Source organism: Streptomyces sp. NPDC059989, from assembly GCF_042736975.1.
Lineage (GTDB): Bacteria > Actinomycetota > Actinomycetes > Streptomycetales > Streptomycetaceae > Streptomyces.
The window spans coordinates 255846-274040 of the sequence record NZ_JBHWUO010000001.1 but is presented as its reverse complement, the minus strand read 5'-3'; the positions used below and the strand labels follow the sequence as shown (position 1 = coordinate 274040).

At 73.0% G+C, this 18195-nt stretch carries 14 protein-coding genes; 1 reads left to right on the top strand and 13 read right to left on the bottom strand.

What is annotated here, in order from left to right; translation table 11 throughout:
* Window positions 1-35: 35 nt before the first annotated feature.
* Window positions 36-1526 carry a DHA2 family efflux MFS transporter permease subunit gene (locus tag ACFWBN_RS01305; RefSeq protein WP_385168611.1) on the top strand — a complete coding sequence of 497 codons (1491 nt, stop codon included), beginning with the start codon at window positions 36-38 and terminating at the stop codon, window positions 1524-1526.
* Between the two features lie 62 nt (window positions 1527-1588).
* Here ACFWBN_RS01305 and ACFWBN_RS01300 read toward each other — a convergent pair whose 3' ends face one another.
* From ACFWBN_RS01300 to ACFWBN_RS01240, 13 genes are all read right to left on the bottom strand, one after another.
* Complete coding sequence (locus ACFWBN_RS01300) at window positions 1589-2182, bottom strand: flavodoxin family protein (RefSeq protein WP_385168608.1); 594 nt, start codon at window positions 2180-2182, stop codon at window positions 1589-1591.
* Window positions 2179-2928: a 4'-phosphopantetheinyl transferase family protein gene (locus ACFWBN_RS01295; protein ID WP_385168605.1), complete on the bottom strand. Its 750-nt coding sequence runs from the start codon at window positions 2926-2928 to the stop codon at window positions 2179-2181. Before ACFWBN_RS01295 ends, ACFWBN_RS01300 begins: the two co-directional genes overlap by 4 nt.
* 73 nt (window positions 2929-3001) lie before the next feature.
* Window positions 3002-5572: an aminopeptidase N gene (gene pepN, locus ACFWBN_RS01290; protein WP_385168602.1), complete on the bottom strand. Its 2571-nt coding sequence runs from the start codon at window positions 5570-5572 to the stop codon at window positions 3002-3004.
* Complete coding sequence (locus ACFWBN_RS01285; protein ID WP_385168599.1) at window positions 5557-6930, bottom strand: hypothetical protein; 1374 nt, start codon at window positions 6928-6930, stop codon at window positions 5557-5559. The genes pepN and ACFWBN_RS01285 overlap by 16 nt, the downstream gene beginning before the upstream one ends.
* Before the next feature lie 49 nt (window positions 6931-6979).
* Window positions 6980-8230, bottom strand: a complete 1251-nt coding sequence (locus ACFWBN_RS01280) for an MFS transporter (RefSeq protein ID WP_385168596.1) — start codon at window positions 8228-8230, stop codon at window positions 6980-6982.
* A gap of 263 nt (window positions 8231-8493) precedes the next feature.
* Complete coding sequence (locus ACFWBN_RS01275) at window positions 8494-9834, bottom strand: hypothetical protein (protein WP_385168594.1); 1341 nt, start codon at window positions 9832-9834, stop codon at window positions 8494-8496.
* A 51-nt stretch (window positions 9835-9885) separates the two neighbouring features.
* On the bottom strand, window positions 9886-11517 hold the full coding sequence (locus ACFWBN_RS01270) for an ABC transporter substrate-binding protein (protein WP_385168592.1): 1632 nt from the start codon (window positions 11515-11517) through the stop codon (window positions 9886-9888).
* A 92-nt stretch (window positions 11518-11609) separates the two neighbouring features.
* Complete coding sequence (locus ACFWBN_RS01265; protein ID WP_385168589.1) at window positions 11610-12554, bottom strand: transketolase; 945 nt, start codon at window positions 12552-12554, stop codon at window positions 11610-11612.
* Window positions 12551-13348 (bottom strand): thiamine pyrophosphate-dependent enzyme, encoded by a 798-nt coding sequence (locus tag ACFWBN_RS01260; RefSeq protein ID WP_385168587.1) that lies wholly within the window; start codon window positions 13346-13348, stop codon window positions 12551-12553. The genes ACFWBN_RS01265 and ACFWBN_RS01260 overlap by 4 nt, the downstream gene beginning before the upstream one ends.
* Window positions 13345-15207: a M20/M25/M40 family metallo-hydrolase gene (locus ACFWBN_RS01255; protein ID WP_385168584.1), complete on the bottom strand. Its 1863-nt coding sequence runs from the start codon at window positions 15205-15207 to the stop codon at window positions 13345-13347. The genes ACFWBN_RS01260 and ACFWBN_RS01255 overlap by 4 nt, the downstream gene beginning before the upstream one ends.
* Window positions 15204-16256 (bottom strand): N-acetyl-gamma-glutamyl-phosphate reductase, encoded by a 1053-nt coding sequence (gene argC, locus ACFWBN_RS01250; protein WP_385168581.1) that lies wholly within the window; start codon window positions 16254-16256, stop codon window positions 15204-15206. The genes ACFWBN_RS01255 and argC overlap by 4 nt, the downstream gene beginning before the upstream one ends.
* Complete coding sequence (locus tag ACFWBN_RS01245; protein WP_385168578.1) at window positions 16249-17568, bottom strand: aminotransferase class I/II-fold pyridoxal phosphate-dependent enzyme; 1320 nt, start codon at window positions 17566-17568, stop codon at window positions 16249-16251. The genes argC and ACFWBN_RS01245 overlap by 8 nt, the downstream gene beginning before the upstream one ends.
* Window positions 17565-18194, bottom strand: a complete 630-nt coding sequence (locus tag ACFWBN_RS01240) for a degT/DnrJ/EryC1/StrS aminotransferase (protein ID WP_385168575.1) — start codon at window positions 18192-18194, stop codon at window positions 17565-17567. Before ACFWBN_RS01240 ends, ACFWBN_RS01245 begins: the two co-directional genes overlap by 4 nt.
* Between the last annotated feature and the right edge of the window lies 1 nt (window position 18195).

The following is an 18195-nucleotide window of genomic DNA, read 5'->3' as shown; positions in this document are numbered from 1 at the left end:
CGCCTTGCCGACTGCCTCGCCGACTGGAGAGACCGATGCCTGCCGCTTCCTCCACCTCCACCTCCACCTCTGCCCCCGCCGCTCCGCCCTCCGCATCCACTCCCGCCGCCACCGTCGGGGACACAGGGCTCCGGTCCCGCTGGACCGCCCTCGGCGTGCTCTCCACCGGCATGCTGATGACGATCCTCGACGGCAGCATCGTCACCGTGGCGATGCCCGCCATCCAGAACGACCTGGGCTTCTCCCCCGCGGGCCTCAGCTGGGTGGTGAACGCCTACCTGATCGCCTTCGGCAGCCTGCTGCTGCTCTCCGGACGCCTCGGCGACCTGCTGGGCCGCAAGCGGATGTTCCTCGCCGGAACGGCCGTCTTCACCGGAGCCTCGATACTCGCGGGCTTCGCCGCCTCCCCCGCCGTGCTGATAGCCGCCCGCTTCCTGCAAGGACTCGGCAGCGCGATGGCCTCCGCCGTCAGTCTCGGCATCCTGATCACCCTGTTCACCAAGCCACGTGAACGCGCCAGGGCCATCGCGGTGTTCTCCTTCACCGGAGCCGCCGGCGCCTCCCTGGGCCAGGTGCTCGGCGGGGTCCTGACCGACGCCCTCGACTGGCACTGGATCTTCTTCATCAACCTGCCCATCGGGCTCGCCGCACTGCTCCTGGCCCTGCCCGCGCTCCCCTCCGACCGGGGTCTGGGCCTGCGCGCGGGTGCCGACGTACTGGGCGCCGTCTTGGTCACCGCCGGGCTGATGCTGGGCATCTACACCGTGGTCGAGGTGGAGCGGTACGGCTGGGTCTCCGCGCACACCCTCGGCCTCGGGGCGCTCTCCGCGGTCCTGCTCGCCGCCTTCACCCTGCGCCAGGCGAAGGCCCGCACGCCGCTGGTGCCGCTGCGGATCTTCCGCTCCCGGATCGTGGTCGGCGCCAACCTCGTGCAGATGCTGATGGTCGCCGCGCTCTTCTCCTTCCAGATCCTGGTCGCCCTCTACCTCCAGAAGGTCCTGGGCTACGGGGCCGCCGCGACCGGCCTCGCGATGCTTCCCGCCGCCCTGGTCATCGGCGCGGTCTCCCTCGGGGTCTCCGCCCGGCTCAACGCCCGCTTCGGCGAGCGGAACGTGCTGCTTGCCGGTCTCGGCCTGCTCGTCCTGGCCCTGGGCCTGCTGACCCGGCTGCCCGTGCGGGCCGACTACGTCACCGACCTGCTGCCGGTGATGCTGCTGGCCGCGGGCTTCGGCCTGGCCCTGCCGGCCCTCACCACGCTGGGCATGTCCGGCGCCGACGACCGTGACGCCGGGCTGGCCTCCGGGCTGTTCAACACCACCCAGCAGATCGGCATGGCCCTCGGTGTGGCCGTCCTCTCCACCCTCGCGGCCTCCCGTACGGAGTCCTCGGCCCGGGCGGGCAGCACCCCGGCCGAGGCCCTCACCAGCGGCTATCACCTGGCCTTCGCCATCGGCGCCGCGCTCCTGCTGGGCGCGGTCGCCCTGGCCGCGACCCTGCTGCGATCAGGGGGCACCTCCCAGCGGTAGCCGGGGATGTTTCACGTGAAACAGCGGCTGTTTCACGTGAAACATCAGCCGGCTGACAGGCCCTACACCGTCACCGAGGCACGGTCCTTGACGAAGAACCCGCCGGCAGCGCGCAGCGCCTCGGTGTCGTCGAGGACCGTGCCGGGTGCGTTTCCGACTCCGAGCAGGGAACCGCCCCACTGCATGCCCATGTAGCGGGCGCAGTTGCGCAGGGTGCCGACCAGCGGGTCGGCCATCGACCGGTCCTCGGAGGACAGCGCGGTGATGCTCCACAGGGTCTTGCCGCCCATCCGCGGCTTGAAGTCCAGGCCGGGCACGCGCATCCAGCCCGACCAGTGGTCGAGGTAGAGCTGGGCGCTGGACGAGAGGCTGTACCAGTAGAGCGGCGAAGCGACGACGAGGTCGGTGGCGTCCAGCGTGGCGTCCAGCAGGACACGGGAGTTGCCGACGGGCTCGGGGTAGATGCCGGGCCCGTCGTGACGTCGGTCCTCGAACGCCGGGACCGGGAGGTCCTTCAGGCGGAGCCACTGCTGCTCCACGTCGTCGGGAAGGGCCGCGGCCGCCTCGCGGGCGAGGGTCTCGGTGTTGCCGCCCAGGCGGGTGCTCGCCAGCAGGAACAGGAACTTCCGGCCGCTGAACTGATGTGTCGTGGTCATACTCGGCTCTCTCCGGTCATCGTGTCGTGGACCAGCACGGGGCCCGTGCCGGCCAGGGGCCTGGCGAACGCCGCCAGTACCGGTCCGTGCCGCGGCAGGTCGTGCACCACCCAGCGGCCATCCTGCTCCTGGAGGTCGACGGGTACGGGTCCGGACCGGCCGGGGTGCACCAGCACCCGGTGGGGCGCGGTGGTCAGCGGCAGTCCCGCAGCCTTCATCACGGCTTCCTTGCGGGTCCAGGCGCGGACGAAGCCCGTACGGCGGGATTCCGGCGACATGGCCCGCACCTGCCGCTGCTCCTCGGGGGCCAGGCAGCGGTCGATGAGTCCCTCGGTGTCGAAATCCCGTACGTGTTCGAGGTCGACGCCGATCGGATCGTCCACGGACAGTCCGAGCAGCCAGAACTCCTCGGAGCGGGCGACGCTGAGGTAGACCAGGGGCACGGAAGCCGCGATGAGGACCAGATGCTGGTGGCGCAGCCTTCCCCGGTGCGCCGGGCCGGTGCGCCCGAACCGGATCTCCCCGGGCTCCGTGTCCGCGTAGGCGGCGAGGGTGCGGCGCACCGCCGCCCAGGAGGCGGCGAAGCGGCGGCGGTCCTCGTGCCGGGAGAAGCGCAGACATCGGCCCCGCTCCTCCTCGGAGAGCAGCTCCATGTCCTGGCGCAGTACGGCTCCGCGGTCGTCGCCGAACCACACGTGGGTGCCGCCGCGCTCGGGGAGGACGGGCGGGGCCGGGCAGCCGGTCACACGGGCGGCCTGGGCAGGGGGACCGGGCGTGGCTTCGGCCGTGGAGGCTGCAGTTGGGGCGGAGTACACCGCGTCACCCCTCCCCGCCTTCGTCGCACCGCCGGGACCGTATCGCCCGCGCGACCTCGTCGCGCGCCTCCAAGACCAGCCGGCGCAGGGCCGCGGGTACGTCGGCGCCCGCCAGGAAGGCGTCCGCGGCGGCCACCGTCCGCTCCGAGACGGCCCCGGAGGGGAAGGCCTCGCGGGCGAAGCGCTGGGCCGTGCCCCCGGGCGCCTCGGCCCACATCCGCCCGACCTCGGCGAAGTACGCCTCGGCGAAGGGCTCCAGGAGCCCGCGGTGGTCCGGCTCGGCGAAGCCCTCCAGCGTGGCGCGCAGCAGGCTGTTGGGGAGCTCGCCGGAGAGGATCCGCTGCCAGGCGGCGGACTTGGCGCCGGCCTCCGGCAGGGCCGCCAGGCAGGCCGCCGCACTGCGTTCGCCCGCCGCCGAGGGGTCACGGAGCCGTTCGGCTTCGATCTCGGCCGGGCCCGCCGCGCCGCAGACCACCAGCCGCCGCAGCAGCGCCCAGCGCAGGTCCACATCGACGGCCAGACCGGGGACGGCCGTGATGCCGTCGAGGATCTCCCGGAGGGCGGTGAGGTGGGCGGCGGAGGCCGCCGTCCCGAGCAGGGCCTGGAGGTGCACCAGTTGGAGGTCGGACCCGGGCTCCGCCGCGGTCAGCGCCGCGTGGGCCGCGTCCGCGAGCGCCTCCAGGCCGGTGGCCCGCCACCGCGGGGAGGCGAAGTCGTGGAGGGCCTTGCGGGCCTGGTCCACGAGGGTCTGCGCCAGGGTCGCGTCGGTCACCGACCCGAGGTGGGCGGCGACGAGCCGGACGTAGTCGCGGGCGGGCAGCTCCGCGTCGCGCGTCATGTCCCAGGCGATCGTCCACACCTGGGCGGCGGCCAGCGGGTCGCGGATCTCGCCGATGGCGTCGAGCGCCGTGCGCAGGGAGCGGTCGTCGAGCCGGACCTTGGCGTACGTCAGGTCGTCGTCGTTGAGCAGGAGCAGGTCGGGGCGGGCTTCGCCGACGAGTTCCGGTACCTCGGTACGCTCTCCGGTCACGTCGAGCTCGATGCGGCGGCGCCGGACGACACCGGCCGGGCCGCGGTCGTAGAGGCCGATCGCCATCCGGTGCGCGCGGAGCACGGGGCGCTCCCCCGTGCCCTCCTGCACGACGGCGCAGGCCGCCACCCGGCCCGAGGCGTCGAACCGCCAGTCGACGCGCAGGGTGTTGACCCCCGAGGTCTCCAGCCACTCCTTGGACCAGGCGGCCAGATCGCGCCCCGAGGTCTCCTCCAGAGCGGCCAGCAGGTCGGGGAGAGTGGTGTTGCCCCACGCGTGGCGGCGTACGTAGTGCGCGACGGCGGCCAGGAAGTTCTCGCGGCCGACGTAGGCGGCCAGCTGCTTCAGGACGGCGGCGCCCTTGAGGTAGGTGATCCCGTCGAAATTGACCTCGGTGGCGGCGATGTCGGGGATGTCCGCGGCGATCGGGTGCGTGGAGGGCAGCTGGTCCTGGCGGTACGCCTCGGCCTTGCGGAGGTTCGCGAAGGTGGTCCAGGCCCCGGTCCACTCGGTGACCTCGGTCTGGGCGAGGAGGCCGGCGTAGGTGGCGAAGGACTCGTTGAGCCAGAGGTCGTCCCACCAGCGCATGGTGACGAGGTCGCCGAACCACATGTGCGCCATCTCGTGCAGCAGGGTCTCGCCCCGCCGTTCGCGCAGCGCGGCGGTCGCGCGCGAGCGGAAGACGTACTTCTCGTTGACGGTGACGCAACCGGCGTTCTCCATCGCGCCGACGTTGAACTCGGGCGCGAAGACCTGGTCGTACTTGGCGAAGGGGTACGGGGTCCCGAAGACCCCGTGGAAGAAGTCGAAGCCGCGCTTGGTGATGTCGAAGAGGACGTCGGCGTCGAGGTGTTCGGCGAGCGAGGCGCGGCAGAGCAGGCGCAGCGGTATGGTCCGGCCGTCCTCGGCGCGGTGGCTGTCCCGGACGGCGTGGTAGGGGCCGGCCACGAGCGCCATGGCGTAGGTCGGCAAGGGCTCGGAGGCGGGGAAGTGCCAGGTCGCCCGCGGCGGGCCGCCGGCGTCTTCCGGGGTGCCGGCAGCCGTGCCGGCAGGAGTCGCGGCAGGCGTGTTGGAGGCGACCTCCCAGCCGGCCGGGGCGTCCACCGTCAGTTCGAGGCGGGCCTTGAGGTCGGGCTGGTCGAAGCAGGCGAAGACGCGCTGCGCGTCGGCGGTCGCGAACTGGCTGTAGACGTACACCCGGTCGTCGACCGGGTCGGTGAAGCGGTGCAGTCCCTCGCCGGTGCGCGAGTAGCGGCAGTCGGCCACCACCCGCAGCTCGTTGTGGGCCGCGAGGCCGGGCAGGGCGATCCGGCCGCCCCGCACCTCGGTGTCCAGGGGTTCGCCGTTGAGGAGGACCTCGTGGACGACGGCGTCGGCCAGTTCGACGAAGGTGGCCGCGCCCGGCTCCGCGCAGCCGAACCGCACGGTCGTGTCGGAGCGGAAGGTGTCGGGGCCCCCGGTCAGGTCGATGCGGACCCGGTAGTCCTCCACCGTGAGGAGGGCGGCGCGCTCGCGCGCCTCGGCCTGGGTCAGATTCCCTGCCACGCGGCGTCCTTCGTGAGCGCGGCCTTCGTGACGACGTCCTGCGCGGCCCGCGGGGCCGGGTCCGGGGTGTGGAAGACGGTGGTCGTCTTGAAGGTTCCGGCGCGTACGACGCCCGCGGAGTCCTCCAGGGCCCGGATGTAGGAGCCGGCGTACCCGGAGGGCAGCAGGAAGACGCCCCAGGTCGGGGTCCACTCGCGGAGCTCGCCGGTCTCCGGGTCGACGACCTGCTCGGGGCGGGAGCCGACCCGGCGCTGGACGATGAAGCCCGCGCCGGCCGCCGCGTCGAGCGCGTCCTTCCACTCCTGCTCGGTGCTGTCCCAGCCGGCGACGATGCCGGCGCCGCCGTAGTCGGCGGTGGGTTTGAGGATCAGCTCCGAGCGGTGGGCCCGGCAGTGGTCGACCAGTTCGGGGGTGAGCAGTCGGGTCCAGGGCAGGATCCGGTCGATCAGCAGGGACTCCTCCGCCGAGAGGCCTTCGCGCATGCGGGGGTCGGACATCAGGGCCATGGCGCCCTTGTTGCCGAAGAGGGCGCTCTGCGGGGTGGTCCACAGGACGACGCGGCCCTCCTCGTGGGCCCGCAGGACCGGTTCGAGATCGCGCGGGCCGGCCGGGTCGTCGACGATCTCGTTGGGGGTGAAGTAGCGCAGCACCACGTCGATCTGCCGGCCGTGCAGCCGCAGCCGGCCGCCGGACTCCTCGATCTGCCCGATCTCGCCGATGACGAGGTCGATGCCGCAGCGGTTCATCATCTCGGCGAAGGAGCGGGCGAGATGGGTGGAGCCGCTCAGGCCCCCGTTGGCCTCGACGTAGGCGACGACGGGCTCCGCCCCGCCGGTGAGCGGAGCCGAGACCTCGCGCAGGGTGGCGGCGAGGCGTTCGCCGGTGTGGACGTAGCCGAGGCCGTGCTCCTCGGCGAAGGCGGCGAAGGCGGGCACTTCGAGCAGGGTGCGGGCGAGTTCCGCCCGGTCCGTGCCGCCCAGGCTGCTGCCGACGTTCAGCTCGAAGAGCTTGAAGGACTCGCCGTCGTGGCTGAGGTCGGCCCGCCCGTAGAGCGCGGGCCGGTCGGCCAGCCGGCTCATGACGGCCGCGCGGGCCCGGTCGATGCCCAGGGCCTCGCAGTAGCGCCCCAGGTCACCGCCGTAGAGCCGGTCCGGCATGGAGAACAGCAGCTCGAAGAAGGCGGCGAGGTCGGCGGCGGTGGAGCGGATCTCCGCCTCGGGGACGAAGAAGGGCCGGGGGAGCAGCACCTTGCCGAAGGCGTTGTCGAAGGCGCTCGGCAGCCGGGTGTCGCGGACGGCGTCGAGCAGCCCGCGGTCGCCTTCGAGGGAGCGGCGCAGGTAGGTCTCGTTGACAGTCACGATGGGATCAGTCCTCTGGGTGAAAGGGGAGGTCAGGCCGTCGGGGTGGTCACAGCGCCGGCGCGGCGACCTTGGCCGCGTCGATCCGGGCGTTCTCCTCGGTACGGCTTTCGACCGCGCCGGTGAGACGGAGCGTCGCGGCGGCGGTGAGCAGGCCGACGACCGCGCAGCCCCACCAGAGGGCGGCCGGTCCGACGGTGGTGAACAGCCCGACGGCGACGAGCGGGGCGGCGAGGCGTGCCGCCGACCAGACCCAGCTGACGGCGCCCTGGTAGCGGCCGCGGGCCGCTTCGGGGGCGATGTCGGCGACGATCGCGCCGGCGACGACCCCGTTGACGATCTCGCCGACCGACCAGACGAGGACGGTCAGTACGTAGTGCCAGGGCTTCTGGGCGAGTCCGGTGGAGGCGATGCCCAGGCCGTACAGCACCCAGGAGGCCGCCAGCACCTTGACGCGGGGGAAGGTGGCGACCCATCCGTAGAGGACCGGCTGGAAGGCGATGACGACGACCGCGTTGGCGACGCCGACGAGCCCGTAGACGGCCGGCGAGAGCCCGTCCTTCTGGATCGCGAGCGGGATGGCGAACTCGGTCATCGTGTAGATGGTGGTGCCGAGCACGCTGACCGTGAGGTAGGCGACCATCAGGCGGTCGCGGAAGACCACGCCGTAGCCCGCGCCGCCCGCCGCCTTGGCGGCCGCCGGCCTGGGCAGGTCCTTCGGGATGCCGACCAGCACGATGCCCGCGTAGACCAGGCAGGTCAGTCCGTCGAGCAGGAACAGCAGCCAGAAGCCGCGGCCCGCGAGGTAGCCCGCGCCGGCGCTGGCCGCCGCCGTGCCGATGTTGAATCCCCAGTGCAGGAGGCTGAAGGCCTTGCCGCGCAGTTCGGTCCCGACGACGTCGCCGACCAGCGCGGAGGCGGCCGGGCGGTAGACGCTCGACGTCAGCCCGAGCAGCGCGGCCGCCGCACCCAGGGTGAGCGGGCCGGGCGCGGCCAGCAGCGCGCCGAGGCCGGCCGGGGTGGCGACGAGGCCGATGACCACCGCGAAGCGGCGCCCGACCCGGTCGGCGATCAGCCCGCCCAGGATCGGCCCGAACATCCCGCCGATGCCGAGGGCCACCACGATGCCGCCGGTCTGCGCCGTGGTGATGCCGCGCGAGGCCAGGTAGAAGACCAGGAACGGAACGACCATGGTGCCGATGCGGTTCGCGATCATCCCGGCGAAGACGATCCAGAACGGTCGCGGCAGACCACCGAAGTTGGCCGACATCGCCGATCGCAGACGTGCTGAACTACTCATTTCGCATCCTTGGGTGGGGTGACCGAGGCGGCCTCGGGTTCATCGACGTACGAGGAATCTCAAGCGAGTTGACAGCTTCCGGTCCCGGTCTCCTGGCACCACACTGCCGCAGCCGCCCGGCCCCGGACCAGGCACGGCCCGGTGGGGAGAAGTGGGATCCGACTTGTCCCCAGCGGGGTCCCCAACGGGGTCCCCAACGGCCACCGCGTGCCCGCGGGAAACTCGGCGCGGGCACGCGGTGGGAGGGACCGGACGGGCCGGGATCAGTAGTGCAGCACGCCCGCGGTACGGGTGTTCTTGTACGCGGTGACCCCGATGACCGGGCTCTCGAAGGCCGGCACGGCCCGCGCGTACGCGCCCGCGTAGCCGCCCGGGGTGTAGAAGAGCCCCCAGGCCGCCTGCCAGGCCTCCTCCTCGCCGGTCTCCGGGTTGACCACCGGCTCCGAGCGCGGCACGACGCGCTCCTGCACGATGGCGCCCTCGGCCACGCCCCGCTCCAGGGCCGCCTGCCACTCCTCGTCCGTGCTGGTCCATCCGGCGATGACGCCGGTGCCGCCGTAGAAGGCGTTCGGCTTGAGGATCAGCTCCTCGCGGTGCGCGCGGGCGTGGGCGAGCAGCTCGTCGTGCTCGGGCGAGGGCTCGGCCTTCAGCGAGCGGGTCCACGGGAGCACCCGGTCGATGAGCTCCAGCTCCGCCTCCGTGAAGCTGGAGCGGTGGCGCGGGTCGGACAGCAGCGCCAGGCAGGCCTTGTTGGCGAAGAGATTGCTCTCCATCGGGGTGAAGAGGAAGACCGTGCCCGCCTCGTGGGCCTTGAAGATCGGCTCCACCAGCTCGGACCCGTTCGCGTCCTCGATGATCTCCTCGACGGTGAAGCACCGCAGGATCACGTCGACCGGCCGCTCGCCGAGGTGCAGCTTGCCGTCCCGGTCCTCGACGTCGCCGACCTCCGCGACGTGGAAGTCCACGTCGAAGCCGCGCATCACGTCACGGAAGGTGTTCCAGTGGCTGGCGTAGTTGGCCAGGCCGCCCGGGCCTTCGAGCAGCGCCACCACGGGCCGGCGCCCCGGCAGGGCGATCCCGTCGCCCGCCGCGACCAGGGTCTTGGCCACCTCGGCGCCGGTGTGGGTGTAGCCGAGGCCGTGCTCCTTCGCGAAGGCCGCGAAGGGCGCGGAGTCCAGCAGCGCCCGGGGGATCTCGCCGGCCCGGTCCGCGCCGCCGACCTCGCTGGCGATCCCGATCTCCAGCAGCTTGAAGGAGGTGCCGTTGTGGTACATGTCGGCGCGGCCGTACCGGGGCGGGGTGATCCCGCCGAGCCGGATGATCAGCTTCTTGCGCTGCTCGTCGATGCCCAGGGCATCGCAGTAGCGCTCCAGGTCACCGTCGAAGAGCCGCTGCGGCAGCGAGGTGATCACGTCGAAGAGGGCGAGGACGTCGTCCGCGAACGCCTCGATCTGCGCCTTCTCGATGAACAGCGGCCGTGACAGGTACGAGCCGGTCCAGTTGGCGAGCGCGGGGTCGCGCTCGACCTCGGTGATGATCCCGGGGAGCGGGCTGCCCTGCGCCAGGCTCTCCTTGTTGTACAGCTCCGTGATGCGATCCGTCATGGCGGACCTCCCAATCTGCTCGGTCGTCGGCTGGTGCGGTGCGGCGGGTCGTCAGTCGACGACGTGCATGCGGGTGAGGTTCGGTACGAAGTACTGGGCGCTCAGGAACAGGCCGCCCACGCGGGGCCCGAAGAGCGTGAACTGGCGCTTGTAGTAGACGGGGATGACCGGCGCGTGCTCCTCCATGAGCCGGCGGTCGAGCTCCGCGTACCCCTCGGCGACGGCCGCGCGGTCCGGCTCCTGGCCGAGCCGGGCGATCTCCCGGGTGATCTCGGCGTCGTCGAAGTACGAGAGGTTCATGTTGCCGCCGGCGGTGATCCGGTCGCCGCGGAAGAGCACGTCGAAGACACCGGAGGCGTCCGGGAAGTCCGGCCCCCAGACCCCGTAGATCAGGTCGCAGTCGTTGTCCGGGTTGCCCATCAGGCTGTAGAAGGCGCCCTTGTCGACCGGGCGGAGCACGATCTCGAAGCCGGCCTTCTCCAGGGCCTCCTTGACCGCGGGGGCCACCGGGGCGTTCGGGGCGGTGTCCGGGTAGGCGAAGACCAGCGGACGCAGCTCCGTGTCCTTGATCAGTTCCTTGGCCTTGACCGGGTCGCCGTGCGGGCCCGAGGGGAAGACGTCGTGGTGGCGGTAGCCGGGCACCATCGGGGCCAGGATCGTGGTGCCGGGCTCGGCGGCCGCCCGGCCGCCCGCCAGCTCCACCAGCGTGCCGCGGTCGAAGGCGTAGTTGAGGGCGCGGCGCACGACCGGGTCGGTGACCCGGCGGGTGTTGATGTAGACGTACTGGAGGTACGCGGTCGGGCCGCCGATGACCCGGGCCAGCAGCGCCGGATCGGACTCGACCTGGGCCACCCGGTCCTCGGCGACGTCGAAGGTCGCCACCGACAGGGCGTCGTCCCCGGTGGGCTCCAGCAGCCGCTCGGTCTGCTCGTCGCGGGCGACGCCGAACTGCCAGAGGATCTCGTCGGGGTACTGGCTGCGGATCGGGTCGGTCGCCGGGTCCCAGTGCGGGTTGCGCTCCAGCAGGTAGTGGTCGCCGGGCACGAACTCCTTGACCCGGTAGGGGCCGGTGGCCAGCCAGGAGGTCTCGTACGCCTCGCGGGTGTCGCGGTCGGCGGGGACCGGCGTGGTGGTGGTCGTCGTCGCGAGGAAGGGGAAGCCGGGCTGTGCCCCAGGCAGCGAGAAGACGATGGTGCGGTCGTCCGGGGTGGTGACGCCGGGGGCGGGGGTGCCGTCCTCGTACGGTCCCTGGTACGTCCGCTCGGGGTCGAGGGCCTGCTGGATGAACTGGGGTCCGTAGACGCCGTTCGAGGAGAAGGAGCGGGCGACGGCGTGCGCCACGTCGTGGGAGGTGATCGGGGTGCCGTCCTCGAAGCGGAGCCCCTCGCGCAGGGTGTACGTCCAGGTCAGACCGCCGTCGGTGGTCCGGCCTGTGTCGGTGGCGAGGTCGCCGACCAGCTTGCGGGGGCCGCCGTCGTGGCTCTCGATGTAGCCGGTGAGGGTGCGGTGGAAGATCCCGGTGGCCACGCCCAGCGTGGTGCCGATGTACATCTGCGTCGGGTCCACGTGCTCCGGCGGCGCGTCGGCGAGGAGGATGACACGGCCGCCGCGGCGGGCCCCGGGGACCGCGGGGGCCGGGGTGGGCGTCTGGCCCAGGTGGTCGATCTCGAACTGGTGGGACACGTCGGAACTCCCGTTGTGGGTAGGGGCTGTGGGGCGGAAGACAGCGGTCGGAAGGGGGGCCGTGCGGTACGGGCGATCAGGCTGTGCGGCGCTCAGGCCGGCAGGGCCGCCTGCAGGTTCAGGGCGGACAGGACGGCCGGGAGGTCCAGGCCGAGTTGGGCCATCACCTCGTGGTGGTCGCCGCCCTGGACGGGCCAGTCGTGGCCCGCGTTGACCCCGGTGACCCGGCACTGCGGCAGCAGCAGGGCGAGCGCCTCGGCGACTCCGCCCTCGCCGCGGTGCTCCTCCACGACCACGAAGTCGTTGTGCCGGAGTGCCAGTTCGGCGGCCGCCCGGGCCAGGTGGGCGTGGTCCAGGTAGGCCAGGTGCGCGTGGGCCGCGCCCGGGCGCACCTCGCGGGCGGCGAGCGCCAGCCGGGTGCCCTCCTCGCCGACCGACACCAGGCAGGGCTCCCCCGGCTCGCCGGGGTGGTCCCAGTTGACGGGCGGAAGCGCGTCGCCGTCCCAGGGCAGGCTCGCGTAGCCCGCGTTGCGCCCGGTGCGGATGTAGTGCGGCCGTCCGGACTCCACCGCGGTCCGGATGACCGCCCGCATCTCCGCCTCGCCGTACGGGGCCGCGATCGTGACGCCGGGGATGCTCCGCAGGACGGCGAGGTCCTCCAGGCAGTGGTGCGTGGTGCCGAACCAGGCACCGGACACCCCGGCGTACGGCGCCACCACGGTCACGCCCGCGCCGAGGTAGCCGAGGGTGAGCTTGAGGCTCTCGGCCGCCCGCAGTGCGGCGAAGGGGGCGAAGGTGCTGACGAAGGGCTTGTAGCCGGCGGCGGCCAGCCCGGTCGCCATGTCGATCATGGCGCCCTCGGCGATGCCGATGTTGAAGAACCGGTCGGGGTGGGCGCTCTGGAAGGGGTGCCCCTTGCCGCCCAGATCGGCTTCCAGGCAGACGATGGCGGGGTCGGTCCCGGCCAGCCGGGTCAGTTCGTCCCGGTAGGCATCGCGCCCGGAGAGGGTGACAGCGGGGCTCGCGGTGGCGGTCATCGGATCATCCGCTTCCATTTGGCGGCGCGCGCGGCGTCGATGGTGACGTAGTGGGAGCCGGCCTTCCCCTCCACCGGGGGTACGCCCTTGCCCTTGACGGTGTCGGCGATGACGGCCAGCGGCCGCACGGCCCCCGCACGGTCGCCGCCCAGCACGTCACCGAGCGCGGTCAGGTCGTGCCCGTCCACCTCGGCCGTCTCGAAGCCGAAGGCGGCGAACCGCTCGGCGAGGTTCGGCAGCGGCGAGATGTCCGCGACCATGCCGTCGTTCTGGCCTCCGTTGCGGTCGACGACCAGCACGAAGTTGCCCAGCCGCTGCGCCGCCGCGACCTGGCAGGTCTCCCAGACCAGGCCCTCCTGCAGCTCGCCGTCCCCGGCGATCGCGATGCCCAGGCCGCCCTGCCCGCCGATCCGCCGGGCGAGCGCCCAGCCGGCCGCGTACGGCACCCCGTGCCCCAGGCTCCCGGTGGGAAAGCGCACGCCGGGCACCTTGGGGCCCGGGTGGCCGGTGTACGGGTGCCCGGGCTGTCCGTAGAAGGGCGCCGGGTTCTCCGCGAGGACGCCGCTGACGTGCAGGGCCGCGTACAGTCCGGCGGCGGCGTGCCCCTTGCTGAGGACCACCTCCGTGCCCTCGTCCAGCGAGGCCCGGTGCAGCGCGGCGATCAGGATGTCGAGCACCGACAGGCTGCCGCCGAGGTGGCAGCCGCGCGGGCTCGCGGCCATGTCGACGACGAGCTTGCGGGCCTCCACGGCCCGCGCGGCGAGGTCCGGGGCGGTCTCCAGCAGGGCGGTCACGACCGGCTCCCTTCGGAGAGCGCGAACCAGCGGGCGACGGCGTCCGCCAGCACGGTGTGCGCGGTGCGGTAGTCCTCGGCGCCGATCCGCTCCACGTCGGTGTGGTCGAGGGTGGAGTCGCCCGGGCCGTAGGCCACCATGGGGACGTCGCGCCAGGTGGTGGCGAGGGTGTTCATGTCCGAGGTGCCCTTCTTCACGACGTAGGTGGGACGGATGCCCGACTGCCCGAAGGCGCGGGTGAAGACCTTCACCAGCGGGCCGGTGCGGCCGCCGGCGTGGCCGGGCGTGGCGCGGAGCACCTCGATGGCGACCCCGGGGCCCGCCTGCCCGAGCGCTGCCCGGCGCAGTGCGTCCAGGTCGGCCAGGGGCGGGATGCGGAAGTTGAGGATGCCGGTCGCGCTCTGCGTCTCGCGGCCCGCCTCGCAGTGGATGTCGATGACCGCGCTGAGGGCGTCGGAGGCCTCCTTCAGGACCGCGCCGCGGATCTCCTCCAGGGTGCGGATCAGCGCGTCGGGCGCCGAGACGGCGTCCATGCCGGCCGAGTGGCCGCTGCTCACCGAGGCCGTGACCCGCAGCTTGAAGAGCCCGAAGTAGCCGAGCGTCAGCTTGTGCGAGCCGCTGGGCTCGCCGATCACGACGGCGTCGGCCGGGTAGTGGTCGCGGGCGTGGAAGGCGCCCTTGGAGGAGGAGATCTCCTCCTCCACCGCGCCGACCACCCGCAGTTGTCCGCCGGCGGGAACCTCGGCGGCGGCCAGCACCTCCAGGAAGTTCACCAGGCTGCCCTTGGCGTCCACGCTGCCACGGCCGTGCAGTTCGCCGTCCCGCCACTCGGCGGGCCACCGGTGCGGGACGGTGTCGAGGTGGCCCAGGAGCAGCAGCCGGCGCCCGGCCGCGGGCTCGCCGGTGCCGCGCGTCGCGACCAGGTTCCCGGCCTCGTCGATCTCCGCGTCGATGCCGCGCTCCGCGCACCACTGGCGCAGGTAGCCGGCCAGTTCGTGCTCGTCGCCCGACACGGAGGGGACGCCGACCGCGCGGCCGAGCAGCTCCAGCTCCGGCGCGGGGGCCTCGGTGCGCCAGAAGCGCGTCCAGCCGTCCGGGTCCGCCATGGTGTGCGGTCCGGTGATCGCCACGTCCGCGGCGCCGTCCAGGGCCAGTTCGGCGGCCCGCACCTTCTGCCGCATCCTGCCGCCCGCGTACGGGGCCGCCTCGCCCCGGTGCGCGTGGCGCAGGGTCGAGCCGGGGACCTGCGGGTCGGTGAGGAGGCCCGCGGTGCCGGTGACCAGCCGCAGGTGGTCGGCGTCCAGCGCGTTGGACAGGGCCGCCGCCAGGACGTCGGCGTCGACGTTGAGCGGGGAGCCGCCGTCCCGGTCGCGGACCGGCGGGGACAGGCACACCACGTCGTAGGCGTCGAGGAGCGCGTTCAGCCGTACGGTGTCCACCTCGTCGGGGACCCCGGCCCGGTGGTCGCGGACCACCGTGGCCCGGCCCGTCGCGGAGACCGTCTTGAGCGGCCGGTTGGCCTTGCCGGTCACCAGGCCGCCGCGGGCCGCGACCGCCGTGAAGACCGTCAGGCCGAGCGCGCGCAGGCCCTCCTCCACCGCCGGGAGCGTGACCCTCTCGTACGCGTCCACGAGGTGCGGCATCTCCTCGGGCGGGCAGTAGCGCACCGCGTCGCCGTTCGCGAGCCGCAGCTCGGGCATCGTGCGGCCGATCGAGCGGTAGTGGCGCTCGATGCCGACGGCCCCGCCGGCCACCAGCAGGACCCGGGCCCCGCGCCCGACCAGTCCGGCCAGTTCGGCGTGGATCTCTCCCCGGTCCAGGGTGGCGCTGCCGACCTTGACCACGTAGAGCGGCTTCACGGCGACACCGCCGTCCGCGGCAGGCCCGCGCTCTCCTCGAACCCGCTGACCAGGTTCATCGCCTGGATCGCCTGCCCGGCCGCACCCTTGATCAGGTTGTCGAGGGCAGCCACCGACACGCACTGGTCGCCCTTGACGGCGATCGCGACCTCGGCGACGTTCGAGCCGACGACGGCCTTGAGCATCGGGAAGTCCTGCGGGGCCTTCGGCGCCGGCCGGACCCGTACGAACGGCTTGCCCACGTACGCCTTGGCGAAGGCCCGCTTCACGTCCAGCGGGGCCACGCCCTCCTTCAGCGTGCTGTACGCGGTGACCATGATCCCCCGCGGCACGTCCAGGCTGTGGGTGGAGAACCGCAGGTCCGGGGCGGCTCCGGTGAACTCGGCCAGGGCCTGGCGGATCTCCGGGGTGTGCCGGTGTCCGTGCAGCTTGTGGACCCGGAAGTTCCCGGACCGCTCGGCGGGCTGCTCGCTGCCGCCGCGCCCGCCGCCGGTCGAGCCGGTCTTGGCGTCGACGACCACCGCGGGATCCACCAGCCCCTGGGCGAACAGCGGGTACAGGGCGTAGATGGTGGCCACGGCCATGCAGCCCGGCAGGTTGATGAACCGGCTCTCCGGCACGCCATCGGACAGCTCGGGTATGTAGTAGGCGAACTCGTCGGCCGGCGGGTTGGCCGCCGTCTTCGGGTAGAACTCCTCGACCTCCCCGGCGTCCCGCAGCCGGAAGTCCCCGGCCAGGTTCAGCACCCGCTTGGCCCGCTCGGCGAGCAGCGGCAGCCGGGCCGGCAGGGTGCCGGTGGGCAGGCAGCCGAAGGCGACGTCGATGGGGTCCACGTCTTCCAGCTCGGCCAGCGGGCGGAACTTCAGTCCCGCCGCCCCCGGATGGTTGCGCAGCCAGGGGTGGACGGCGCCGACCGGCGTACCGGCGCTGCGCTCGGCGGACAGGAAGGCCAGCTCCACCTGCGGGTGGTCCAGCAGCAGCCGGATCACCTCGCCCCCGGTGTAGCCGCTGGCCCCCGCGACCGCGACTCGGATCTTCTGCTCAGCCAAGGCGGGCCGCCTTCTCGTACGGGCGGCGGTACGAGCCGTCCGTGACCAGCTTGCGGATCGCGTCGGGGCGCCGGGCCACCTTCTCGAAGGCGTCGGCGTAGCGCAGCGCCCGCTCGTACTCGACCGGGGCGCGCAGCTCGCGACAGAGCACCAGGGTGCTGTCCAGCATGCCCAGGGTGACCGGGAAGTCCTCGGGCCGGTGGTCGCGGGCGGCCTCCGGGTTGAGGGAGAAGGGGTAGCCGTTGCCGAAGCCGGCGCGGTGCTTGAAGGGCAGGTGGCAGGGGATCGGGGTGTTCTGCCACTCGCGGGCGGGGACCCCCTCGGCGACGAGCAGCTCGTGCACCGCCTCCTTGACCGCGTACACCGGCAGGTCGCCCAGGCCGATGGCGTCCGGGGTCAGGGTGATCCGGTACATGTTGTACGCGTGGGTGTGCCCCTCGGGTACGTACGGCGCGTGGAAGAGGCCGGTCCCCTCCAGGGCCTCGCCGAGCAGCTTGGCGTTGCGGGCCCGGATCTCGTCGTAGTACGGGAGCCTCTTGAGCTGGCTCGCGCCGAACGCGGCGGCCACCCAGGACATGCCGTAGTCGATGCCGTGCCGCTCCAGGTAGTCCACGGCGCGCTGGTGCGAGGCGCCGTCCTTGAAGAAGGCGATGCCGCCCTCGCCGCCGAGCGGGAAGTTCTTGTCGGCCATCAGGCTCTGCCCGGCAGCGTCGCCGAAGGAGCCGGCGACCCGGTCGCCGATCTTCGCGGAGTGGGCGTGCGAGGCGTCCTCGACGAGCGCGATGCCGTGGCTGTCGGCCAGCGCCCGCAGGGCGGGTACATCGGCCGGCAGTCCGTGCACGTGCACCGGCATGATCGCGCGGGTCCGGCCGGTGATCGCGGCGGCCGCTGCGGCCGGGTCCATGCAGTACGTCTTCGGGTCGATGTCGACGAAGACGGGCACGGCGTGGGCCGCGACCACGGCCTGCGCGGTGGCGATGAAGGTGAAGGCGGGCACGATGACCTCGTCCCCGGGCCGCACCCCCGCCCCGACCAGCGCCAGGTGCAGGCTGGAGGTCCCGCTCGCGGTGGGCAGCGCGTACTCGGCCCCCACGTAGGCGCGGTAGGCCTCGGCGAAGTCGGCGACGACCCGCTCGGGCCTGGCCCGCTGGGCGAGCATCAGGTTGAAGACGTCCTCCTTGGTGATGACGGGGAAGACGGTGCGGCGCAGTTCCTTGGGGATGATCGCCCCGCCGCCGAACGCGGCGAGCTCGGCGCCCAGCTCGGCGGGGTCGGGCAGGGGCAGGGGCTTCGCGGGAAAGTCGGTGATCACGTCGTTGCTCCGGAAGTGGTGAGGGGCGGGGCCGCCTGGCTGAGCGCCATCCGGGCGCAGGCCGCCACCAGCGGGCTCAGCCGGTAGTTGAACTGGACGCCGGGCACCAGATCGGCGGACTCCTCCTCCTGGGTCCACATGGTCCGCAGGTCGTAGGCGCCGAAGATCTTCAGCCGCTCGGCCCGGGCCCAGACGGCCGCGTCGTTCGTCAGGACCGCCGCGGCCGGCCCGAAGCCCAGCCCGGTGAGGTCCACGACCAGCGCGGGGGCCTCGGACGCCCGGGCCAGGTCGCCCAGCAGGTGGGCGTTCTCCGCGTCGAGGGCGATGTGGTCGAAGGCGGCCGCGCCGTCCCCCTCCACGGTGATGCCCAGCCAGGCGAGGAACGCGAGGTCCCGCTCGCCCAGGCCCGGCCGGCTGATCCGGTCGCCGTGCCCGATGCCCTGGCCGGCCAGCGCGGCGTGCACCGCCGCGCTGCGGCTGTTGAGCAGGACGGCCTTGGCGTATCCGCTCCGCTTCGTCAGGAGCCGCTCCAGACCGGGCAGTTCGCGGTCGCTCTTCTCGATGCTCATGACCACGCCGGAGGTCATGACCCGGGTGAGCACAGTGGCGGTGTCGAACAGTTCCATA